This is a genomic window from Vibrio sp. zbq_1 (assembly GCF_043102935.1).
Taxonomy (GTDB): Bacteria; Pseudomonadota; Gammaproteobacteria; order Enterobacterales; family Vibrionaceae; genus Vibrio; species Vibrio parahaemolyticus.
Genome location: NZ_JBICJH010000007.1, coordinates 1 through 10,335, shown reverse-complemented (window position 1 = coordinate 10,335; position 10,335 = coordinate 1). Strand labels below are relative to the sequence as shown.

At 43.1% G+C, this 10,335-nt stretch carries 9 protein-coding genes; 7 read left to right on the top strand and 2 right to left on the bottom strand.

The genetic code is table 11. The features are described 5' to 3' along the window. Both ACF8CV_RS06100 and cod read right to left on the bottom strand, forming a co-directional pair. Positions 1-705, bottom strand: a 705-nt coding sequence (locus ACF8CV_RS06100; RefSeq protein WP_392416283.1) for a hypothetical protein, incomplete at its 3' end; no start/stop codon positions are given. Between the two features lie 1,025 nt (positions 706-1,730). Beyond that, entirely contained in the window at positions 1,731-3,014 is a 1,284-nt protein-coding gene (gene cod / locus ACF8CV_RS06095; protein ID WP_005478836.1) for a chitin oligosaccharide deacetylase, read from the bottom strand. Between the two features lie 247 nt (positions 3,015-3,261). Between cod and ACF8CV_RS06090 the strand changes: the two genes are divergently transcribed. From ACF8CV_RS06090 to ACF8CV_RS06060, 7 genes are all read left to right on the top strand, one after another. Further along, complete coding sequence (locus tag ACF8CV_RS06090) at positions 3,262-3,567, top strand: PTS sugar transporter subunit IIB (protein WP_005478850.1); 306 nt, start codon at positions 3,262-3,264, stop codon at positions 3,565-3,567. A gap of 86 nt (positions 3,568-3,653) precedes the next feature. Beyond that, positions 3,654-4,988, top strand: coding sequence for a PTS sugar transporter subunit IIC (locus tag ACF8CV_RS06085; protein WP_015297303.1), 1,335 nt, complete (start codon positions 3,654-3,656; stop codon positions 4,986-4,988). Between the two features lie 49 nt (positions 4,989-5,037). Next, positions 5,038-5,349 (top strand): PTS lactose/cellobiose transporter subunit IIA, encoded by a 312-nt coding sequence (locus ACF8CV_RS06080; RefSeq protein WP_005461092.1) that lies wholly within the window; start codon positions 5,038-5,040, stop codon positions 5,347-5,349. 10 nt (positions 5,350-5,359) lie between these two features. Next, entirely contained in the window at positions 5,360-6,682 is a 1,323-nt protein-coding gene (locus tag ACF8CV_RS06075; protein WP_015297302.1) for a 6-phospho-beta-glucosidase, read from the top strand. Positions 6,683-6,700: 18 nt separating this feature from the next. Further along, positions 6,701-7,456 carry a chitin disaccharide deacetylase gene (gene chbG / locus ACF8CV_RS06070; protein WP_020835361.1) on the top strand — a complete coding sequence of 252 codons (756 nt, stop codon included), beginning with the start codon at positions 6,701-6,703 and terminating at the stop codon, positions 7,454-7,456. A gap of 105 nt (positions 7,457-7,561) precedes the next feature. Continuing rightward, positions 7,562-8,572: a LacI family DNA-binding transcriptional regulator gene (locus ACF8CV_RS06065; RefSeq protein ID WP_138938641.1), complete on the top strand. Its 1,011-nt coding sequence runs from the start codon at positions 7,562-7,564 to the stop codon at positions 8,570-8,572. 148 nt (positions 8,573-8,720) lie between these two features. Continuing rightward, positions 8,721-9,974 (top strand): HD-GYP domain-containing protein, encoded by a 1,254-nt coding sequence (locus ACF8CV_RS06060; RefSeq protein WP_005497344.1) that lies wholly within the window; start codon positions 8,721-8,723, stop codon positions 9,972-9,974. Positions 9,975-10,335: the final 361 nt, after the last annotated feature.

The window sequence follows — 10,335 nt, the reverse complement described above, 5'->3', positions numbered from 1 at the left end:
ACAATCCTTACTGAGCCAAAAGTATTGGCTACCCAATCCGGCTCTTTCCCCTCTCCTCGCTTGAATTCTATTCGTATCGGTTGGCACCAAGGATACAATCAGTGTTTCTTGTTCATCCTCACCTATTTGAATATTGTGAGGGGATTCATCATAGAGAAGATTCCAAAATGGAGCATATGGAGTGTTTAACGTACACTGATGATATTGCCAATTTTGATCGAGTAGTTCATGTATGAAGTGGTTCCAATTGAAATTACTTGCGTGTAATGTTGCGTGATCTAAATAAACTGATGCTTCAATGTTTTGTGATAACCCCGGACCTGTGAAGTTACCCGAGCTTATCGTTGCCGCTTGATAACCATCGTTAGTAAGAACGCCATAGCACTTGGCATGAAGTAAGCGCTTTCGATTAATCAGGTATACTGCAGCGCCACATTCAAGTAGCGCATCGACGACTTGTTTACTTGATAGGCGTTGACTGGTACTACCACCCAAAATAGCTACTACAGATCCCCCAGCTTCAGTATGTTCTTTTAGTGATTTATAGAATCGAGCTCCACCGTTGTAGTTTGAGAAACCTGATACGATGAATATTGTCCCATTACCTGGTGTTAAGTTCCTTATCCACATGTCTTCAAGAATGGGTCTTAATCCGGTTAGACGACCCGTAGAATAGACATTTGGATGAACTGCAAATTCAATCATTTATTCTAGCCTTTTATTATCATTCTGAATTTAATGCTTATTTCAGTGAAAATAATCCCACATATTGATTGATGGGTTCAATAGTCATTATGCATTTTCAAAAAGCGAGTCATAGTTTAGCTTCATGGAGTGAGTTTTAAGGTGGGGAAGTCTCAAGCCATGCAAAAGGTAAGAGTGCAGTACACTTACTATCAGTGATGACCGGATAATCATAATATGGAAGTTGTTCAGGGGGCTCAATACAACTGCCGATGGTGAGTGTATATCTATTTCGAAACTTCCGTGGCGAACTATGGACAAACGCGATGGTTAGATGGGTTTCTGCTTGCGTTATCTGACAGTGCATTTCATGCCGATAAGTTACCATGGATTCTGGTGTGAAAATGACTTTAAGTGATTGTTTATACACGGATCAGCCTTGCTGATTTTGTATTCAAAATCCGTTTCCATTATCTCGTAACACTATGATTCATATGGATTGATGGAATCGTCTATTTCAGCTGTAGTTAGTTGAGAGTTTCTTGGCGAACTATGGACAAACGCGATGGTTAGATGGGTTTCTGCTTGCGTTATTTGACAGTGCATTTCATGCCGATAAGTTACCAAGGATTCTGGTGTGGAAATGACTTCAAGTGATTGTTTATACACGCATTTAGCTCCGCTAAATTTGATTCAAAATCCGTTGCCTTCGGGCGTGGCGGTTCAAGTCCGCCCACCGGTACCATATTCCAAGACAAAGCCTCGACGAAAGTCGGGGCTTTGTTGTTTCTGGCGTTTGTAAATTCAAATCCAGCGTGGCGTCAGGAGTGTCTGCCCAGTTGGACGCAAGTCCAGTCCCCTCACTTATCAGTACCATACATAGAAAGGTCGCTTTTATAGCGGCCTTTCGTCGTTTGGGGAAGATGCGCTTAGATTTACGTGTGTTTGGAGATTCGAGTTGAATACCGATTTTCCGCGTTTCAAAAGAAAAAAGCGCGAGGGGTATGCCTCGCGCAAACTACTACATGATGATAGTAGGGAACAGCTTATAGAGCTGTGAACAAGGTGTTCTGTGAGTTTGGAGTCCAGTCTGCTTGAGATACGTGCGGTACATTAACTAGGTAACGCAAACCTTGATAAGTCACCACATCGCCTTGTTTGTATGAAACATTCTGAGTCCAATTAGTTGCTGGATCCGCATTCGTCCACAAGCTAGATGTTGGTGATGGAGCCCAATCTTGTTGCGCTGTATGGCTTGTTACTGCTTGATATACCGTACCGAGGTGTAGAACGTAGTCGCCGGCGCTGTAGTTGTTACCAACTTGCCAGTTCGGTGTGTAGTTATCCATGGTATCGAAGACATAACCAGCCTGTTTGGCTAGCTGGATAAACTTCGCGAGCTTCGGTAGGTTTTGAGTTGCACCCATGCCACGTTTACCGTCTTCAAACAGGAATTCGTGAGTTAGCACAATAACTTTATCGGCATGCAAAGGTGTACCACATGGGAACTCTTGTGCTTTGGAGTTGATAGGGTTAATTGTCGTAGGCGCACAAGTATTTAGCGCGGAATCGACATACCCAAGGAATGGTTCAGCTTCTGTAAGGCTGTTTGCTGGCATCGCAATGCCCCAGTTTTCAGGGGCCCAATCCACATCCCAACCGTGAGTTTGATAGCCATTATTCGCTAGGATATTTTGAACCGCGATGGCTGCTTTTACACTGTTAGATGGGTTTGCCGTATCACATGCATAGCCTGGCTCCCAAGGTTTAAGATCATCGGACGTGGCACATAAGCCGTCTGCTTTGAAGTCTTTAGTGACGCGCCAACCATTGGTATATGGCAAACGAGCAAACTCATTCGCTTTATAGTTTGGGTAGCTCGTGATGTTCGGCAAATATTTTTCTAGTACTGACAAGTTTTCTGCAAACATCGAGGCATCGTAGGCAGGATCTTGATAAGAGTTGATCTGGTGATCACCCGTTGCATTACATTCTGCCGCACTGTTTGGGCCAAATTCTTCAACACAGTTGTGAACCATATGGTCATAACTGTGGTTTGCGACGATGTGGCCGCTATCCAACGCCAGTTTTAGTGCCTCTAACGCTCTGTCTTCGTTTTCATCACCAATACCATCTAGGTGCCACGCATTAAAGTAAAACGTCGCTTTTACTTCTTCTTGATTTAGCACATTAATGACGTCAATTGAGGCGTTGATTGGGCCATCATCAAACGTCAGATAAATGGTTCCTTTGGTGTCAGTTTGGGCAAATGCATATTGAGATAGAGCGGCACTTACAAGCGTTGCAATAGCCAGTTTATTTAATTTCATTTTCGATTCCTTTTCGAAATTAATAATGACGTTGTCAGTAGTAATATATTGATAGTTGTAAATGTAAATTCGTAATCTTCCTTAATTCTCTGACTTTTATCCTAGACCTAAATAATTATTAAAAAATAGACCTTATTTTCTAAAGTGAGATTCTGTTCACGAATAACGCAACCGGTTGCGCTTTTTTGTGCTGATTATTTTTGCTACAGTTTTTGCAGGTTGAAATTTACACAACGGGAGTAAGGCTATGAAAAAGATCCTTTTATGCTGTAGCGCAGGGATGTCGACCAGTATGCTTGTTAAGAAAATGGAGCAAGCTGCTGAAATTAAAGGAATTGAATGCAAAATTGATGCGATGTCAGTGAATGCATTTGAAGAGGCGATTAAAGAGTATGACGTTTGTTTACTAGGTCCTCAGGTACGTTTTCAACTGGAAGAGTTAAGAAAAACAGCGCAAGAGTACGGAAAAAATATCGATGCGATATCTCCCCAAGCATATGGAATGATGAAAGGGGACGAAGTACTAGAACAAGCATTAGAATTAATTAACTAAGCCAATAATTTGAAATAAAAGAAAATTGTTCATCAAATATAAATATTTGATGCGGGATTATTTTGTCTGAAATAAGGATGGACTCTATGAAGCTTTATGACGCGATTATAGGAACAGTCGAAAAGCATATAGCCCCTATCGCCGCAAAAGTGGGTAATCAACCCCACGTTCGCGCAATGAGAGATGGTTTTATTGTCGCTATGCCGTTTATCATCGTGGGCAGTTTCATTTTGATTTTTGCATTTCCACCATTTGCTGAAGATACGACGTTTACCTTTGGTCGTCTTTGGCTCGACTTTGCTACCACTCACTTTGACACTATTATGATGCCTTTCAATATGTCGATGGGGATCATGACCATCTTCGTGTCGCTCGGTGTCGCCTACAGTCTGGCGAAAGCGTACAAAATGGATGGGATCACTAGCGCGGTTTTATCTTTAATGTGTTTCTTGCTGGTGGCCGCACCAGCTCAAGATGGCACGTTAGCGATGAAACACATGGGCGGTACAGGGATCTTCACTGCAGTAATGTGTGCCTTCTTTGCTGTTGAGCTGTATCGATTTATGAAAAAGCACAACATCACGATTCGCATGCCAGAGCAGGTGCCACCTGCGATCGCGCGTTCTTTCGAGGTGTTACTGCCTGTTCTAGCTGTGTTTGTCACGCTTTATCCATTAAGCATCTTCGTTCAAACCCAATACGACATGTTGATTCCTGATGCAGTTATGGCGATGTTCAAGCCATTAATCAGCGCATCAAATACTTTGCCTGCCATCATTGGTGCACTACTCATGTGTCAATTACTTTGGTTTGCAGGGATTCATGGTGCCGCGATTGTGGTTGGCCTTCTATCGCCAATCTTTCTAACAAACATCAGTGGAAACATCGACGCATTTGTTGCTGGGCAACCTGTTCCGAATATCTTCACTCAGCCGTTCTGGGACTTCTATATCTTCATTGGTGGTTCTGGTGCGACGTTAGCGTTGGTTCTACTGATGTCATTTAGCCGCTCTGTTCACCTAAAGAGTATCGGCCGAATGAGTGCGGTTCCTGGCTTCTTCCAAATTAATGAACCAGTGATTTTTGGTAGCCCAATCGTAATGAACCCAACATTGTTCATCCCATTTGTTTTTGCTCCAGTAATTAACGCAACGATTGCTTACTTTGCTGTGCACCTTGGCTTCGTAGGTATGGGTGTAGCTACTACGCCATGGACGACGCCGGCAATTATTGGTGCGTCTTGGGGAAGCGGCTGGACGTTTTCTCCGGTACTGCTCGTAGTGGGGCTGTTGATTCTTGACCTTCTTATCTACTTCCCATTCTTCAAAATGTTTGAGAAGCAAATGCTTGAGCAAGAACTACCAACAACCAAAGAAACGAAACAGGCAGAACAACCTGCTGGTGAAGGCGTAACCGCTTAATTATGAATGGGCTGTTTTACCAAGCAGCCCATATTTTTGGAGAGAGAAAATGGAACAAGAACTGGTTGTAATGGAAATCATCTGCAATGCGGGTGAAGCCAGAAGTTTAAGTTATGAAGCGCTCCGTTTGGCGAGAGAGCAAAAATTTGAAGCAGCAGAAGAGAAATTGTTGCAAGCCAGAGAGTGCATTAACAAGGCGCATTTAATTCAGACGCAATTGATCGAAGAAGATCAGGGGGAGGGCAAAGTGCCGATGACTCTGGTTATGGTGCACGCTCAAGATCATTTAATGACAACGATTCTAGCGCAAGAAATGGCTGTTGAGATTGTCGCTTTGAACAAGCAACTCGCGAACAAGTAAGGAAATCATTATGTCTAGAGAGGCGATCAAACTTGCCATTATTGGTGGTGGCAGTAGCTATACTCCGGAATTGGTTGAAGGGGTAATCAAACGCTTGGATTACTTGCCAGTTAAACAGATTCACTTTGTGGACATAGAATCCGGCGCGGAAAAGCTAGAAATCATCAAAGGCTTGGCTCAGCGGATGGTCGATAAAGCGGGCGCGGATATTGAAATTAAAGCGGATTTTGACCGCCGTGCTGCGATCAAAGGCGCTGACTTTGTCATGACTCAATTCCGTGTTGGCGGGCTTGCTGCTCGAGCAAACGATGAAAGAATTCCTATCAAATACGATGTGATCGGACAAGAAACCACAGGCCCTGGCGGATTTGCTAAAGCACTGAGAACCATTCCGGTCATTCTTGATATCTGTAAAGACATTGAAGAGTTGGCGCCAAACGCTTGGATGCTCAACTTTACGAACCCTGCTGGTCTCGTCTCAGAAGCGGTGAGTAAGCATACTAAAGTCAAAAGTATCGGCTTATGTAATGTACCCGTCTCAATGGAAATGATGATTGCAGAGATGATGGATTGCGAGCCTAAAGAGCTACAGTTGGAGTTTGCAGGTCTAAATCATCTGGTCTGGGTACACAAAGCGTGGCTGAAAGGCGAAGACATCACTCAAACCGTCTTAGAGAAAGTCGGAGATGGCGCTAACTTCAGTATGAAGAACATTTGGGAAGAGCCGTGGGATCCGGCATTTCTAAAAGCGCTTGGTGCGATTCCTTGTCCTTATCATCGCTATTTTTACCAAACAGACGCTATGTTGGCAGAAGAAAAGCAGAGCGCAGGTGAAAAAGGGACTCGCGCAGAGCAAGTCATGGAAACCGAAAACGCATTGTTTAAGCTCTATCAAGATCCGAACTTAGACCACAAACCGAAAGAGTTGGAAGAGCGAGGGGGAGCGTATTACTCAGATGCGTCACTCAATCTCGTCGACTCTATTTATAACAACCGTAACAGCATTCATGTCGTAAACGTCTTAAACAACGGCGCGATCAATGGTCTACCGGATGACGCCGTGATTGAATGCAGTGCAGTGATTGGTAGTTGGGGAGCAAAACCACTTGCTGTTGGTGAGCTATCAAACAACATCAAAGGACTACTGCATCAAGTGAAAGCTTATGAGCAGTTGACGATAGAAGCCGCTGTTGAAGGTAACTACGACAAAGCATTAATGGCATTAACGAATAATCCTTTGGTGCCAGACATTGGTCGAGCGAAAGCGATATTGGATGAGCTGTTAGCGGTTAATGCGCCTTATTTGCCTCAATTTAAACTTACAGCGTTGTAATACTAAGGAAGAGCGTCAATGAAAGTCATTTTTAATGCGGACGATTTTGGTCTGACTCAAGGTGTTAATAACGGCATTGTAAAGTCCCATCAAGATGGTGTCGTGAAATCGACTACTATGATGGTAGGGATGGATGCCGAGCAGAATGCAATCGAGTTAGCTCATCAAAATCCAGACTTAAAAATTGGCGTACATCTACGGTTTACAGCAGGTGCTCCTCTCACGGAGCACCCAAACTTAACCAATGGTAGAACGCATTTCGTCAAATACAGTGAATTGTGGAACAAGCAAGATTTTGAAGCTCAAGCGGTTTACGATGAAGCTAAAGCTCAAATTGATCACTTCTTGTCACTTGGACTAACGCTCAGCCACCTTGATAGTCATCATCATGCTCATACGCATCCCCAGATTCTTCCTATTGTTCAGAAACTCGCGAAAGAGCACCGCGTGCCACTTCGCGGGAGTGGTATCTGTCACCAACCAATGACGACAAGCTATTTCTTTTCCGATGAGTTTTACGATCAAAAGGTAAGTTTGGACGGATTAATGCAACACCTTCTGAGCTTAAAAGAGAATTACGATGTGGTAGAGGTGATGTGTCATCCTGCTTATGCCGACCAGCCCCTTATTATGAAAAGTGGCTATGCACTGCAAAGAGAGTTAGAGCTACAAGTGCTCACATCTCCCATTCTAAAAGAGCAATTGGCGCAGCATGGTATAGCCGTCACGGATTACTCCGCACTCGTTTCTACCAGCCAAGTTGTAGGTGTATGATTAAGGCTGCCAGATTCGACCCCTATAGTCACCTTACGAATTGCTGGCAGCCATTTTTCGAATTAAAACATTCATTATTTATTAGCAGTTGGATTCATTAGCATTATGGCAAGGATTAAAGATGTCGCCGAACTCGCCGGTGTAAATCGTTCTACCGTTTCTCGCATCATTAATGGGGAAGGAAAGTTTCGTGAAGAAACTAGAAAAAAAGTAGAACAAGCCATGGCGCAATTGAATTACCGTCCAAGTGCGATCGCCCGTTCTCTTGCAACATCGTCAAGTAATATGGTCGGTTTGTTGGTGACTTATTACACCGGTGGATTTTTCGGTGAAATGATGGAGCAAGTGCAAACGGAATTGGACATTCATAAGAAGTTTCTCATCACTGCGCAAGGCCATCATTCTGCTGAAGGAGAGAAAGAAGCGATTCAGCGCTTCAACGATCTTCGTTGCGATGGCTATGTTCTGCATAGTCGCTATTTATCCGATGATGATCTACGTGAGTTAGCAAAACTTCCTACGCCTTTTGTGCTTCTCGATCGTTATGTTGAAGGGATTGAAGAGCGCTGCATTACGTTTAATCACCACCATGCAAGTCGTATCGCTGTTGAGCACTTAATCGCTGGTGGCCATAAAAACATTGCCTGTATTACCGGGCCATCCCTACGTCACAATAGTTTGCTCAGAAAGCTTGGCTATGTTGATGCAATGAAAACAGCTGGTATCGACATTGATGAAAGTTGGTGTGAAGAAGGGAATTACGGCAGACAAAGCGGTTATGATGCGATGGCTTCCATTTTGAAACGTCACCCAGAGGTAACTGCTGTATTTTCATGCAGCGAAGAAATGACGGTTGGGGCGATGCAATATCTTCATGAGCATAAAATTTCGGTGCCGGAGCAAATCTCTTTAACCAGTTTTGACAGTGTAGACCTATGTGAAAGTTTGTACCCGACGGTATCTGCTGTGCATTTCCCTATTAGTGATATGGCGCGAGCGGCTGTGCAAACGTTAATCGGGTTAGTAAAAAAACAGGAGCACATAGAAAAACCTGTCTTCGAAGCCAAGCTGAAACTGCGTCATGCGGATCGAGTATTAAAACAAGACTCTGATTGATACTCAGGTATGAGCTTGATTCAAATTATGAACAACACATTGGTTCTTAACGCGAATGACTCGCACTTGTGAGTTCTTATTGATGAATTTATTTACAGAATCTACTACTATTCTTGGTTTATCGTGAAAACTTAATAGTAGTGAAAAAGTGGCAGCAATTAAACTTACAGTGGATCGTATTCAGCCGGGATTACATATCCGCCTTCCGCTAAAGTGGAACGATCACCCCTTCCTACTCAATAGCTTTAAAATTAAAGACCAGGAACAGATCGAGATGATTCGTCATCTCGGTGTAAAGTTCGTGTACTTTAATCCCGAACAAAGCGACACCGCACCATTGCCCGTCAATCAAATCCAAACGGACAGCACAACAAGCAATGAATCGTTGGATCTAGAAACGCAAAAACTGTGGCAAGAAAAACAGAAACGAATTGAAAAGCTCAGTGCATATCGTCGACGAGTGATTCAGTGTGAGAAAGAGTTTGAGCGCTCACTTGCGCGGATGCGATCAGTCATGACGAAAATTCGTAACCGCCCAACTGCCGCTGTTGATGAAGCTCAACTGTTAATAGAAGACATTGTTGAGAAGTTGATGTGCGATGATAATGTCACGCTTCATCTAATGAACGGCAAAAACGAATTTGAAGATATCTATTTCCATTCTCTAAACGTTGCGGTTATTGCCATGATGATTGGGCGTGCGAAAGGGTATTCTGCCAAGCAACTAAAAGAGCTCTCTTTCGCTGCTCTGTTTCATGATATGGGTAAGATCAAAATCCCTACCGCTATATTAAGAAAGCAAGTGCCATTAACCGAGCCAGAAACCAACTACCTAAAGTTACATACTAAATATGGTTTGGATCTCGCGAATCAGATCGAAGGTTTTCCTGAACCAGCTAAAACCGTGATTGCTCAGCATCATGAGTTAAGAGATGGCTCCGGTTATCCTGAGGGTCTTAAAGGGGATGAAATTGATGAATTGGCTCAAATTGTCATAGTGGCAAATGCATTTGATAATTTGTGCCATACACCGATCGCTTCAGAACAGAAAATCCCATACACCGCCCTTTCTCATTTATATAAAAACTGTAAACACCTATATAAAGAAGAAAACCTTAATATTCTGATCAAGTTCATGGGCGTCTTCCCTCCTGGCACGGTTGTCCAGTTATCTAATAATATGGTGGGATTGGTCATCTCAGTGAACGCTTCAAACCTGCTATTTCCAAATGTTCTGGTTTACGACCCATCAGTGCCAAGAACTCAAGCTCCCATCATTGAGCTTGCATCGAAAGATTTGAGGATCGTAAATGCGATTCATCCATCTAAATTGCCAGATAAGATAAAAGAGTACCTAAACCCACGCTCGCGAATATCCTATTTCTTTGACAGTGATGAGTAGTTATCCACAGTTTTTTGTGAGTATTCTGTAGAAATGCTGGGTGTTAATTGAGACGAATTTAGATGTTGAGTGGAAAGTGTCCATTTGGCATGTTTTTTTAGAAAAAATGCATTTTTAGTATTGCCAAAGAAATTCTTCTCCCTATAATGCGCATCCACCGACACGGCAGACGCGATAAGGCTTCAGCAGAGTCGGAGAGGTAAAAAGCTTCTACGAAAATTAGTTGAAAAAGTGTTTGACACTAACAACCAAATCGCTAGAATGCACCTCCGCTTTGAGAGAAAAACTTCTCGAAAAGCAAAGCTCTTTAACAATATAAACCTATCAATCTGTGTGGGCACTCGTTGATGATAATCCAATT

What these genes read in the sequence shown, in the direction of transcription:
- ACF8CV_RS06065 (WP_138938641.1), top strand. Translation starts at nt 7,562, where the DNA reads ATGGCAAGGATTAAAGATGTCGCCGAACTCGCCGGTGTAAATCGTTCT.
- ACF8CV_RS06075 (WP_015297302.1), top strand. Translation starts at nt 5,360, where the DNA reads ATGTCTAGAGAGGCGATCAAACTTGCCATTATTGGTGGTGGCAGTAGC.
- cod (WP_005478836.1), bottom strand. Translation starts at nt 3,014, where the DNA reads ATGAAATTAAATAAACTGGCTATTGCAACGCTTGTAAGTGCCGCTCTA.
- ACF8CV_RS06085 (WP_015297303.1), top strand. Translation starts at nt 3,654, where the DNA reads ATGAAGCTTTATGACGCGATTATAGGAACAGTCGAAAAGCATATAGCC.
- chbG (WP_020835361.1), top strand. Translation starts at nt 6,701, where the DNA reads ATGAAAGTCATTTTTAATGCGGACGATTTTGGTCTGACTCAAGGTGTT.
- ACF8CV_RS06090 (WP_005478850.1), top strand. Translation starts at nt 3,262, where the DNA reads ATGAAAAAGATCCTTTTATGCTGTAGCGCAGGGATGTCGACCAGTATG.
- ACF8CV_RS06080 (WP_005461092.1), top strand. Translation starts at nt 5,038, where the DNA reads ATGGAACAAGAACTGGTTGTAATGGAAATCATCTGCAATGCGGGTGAA.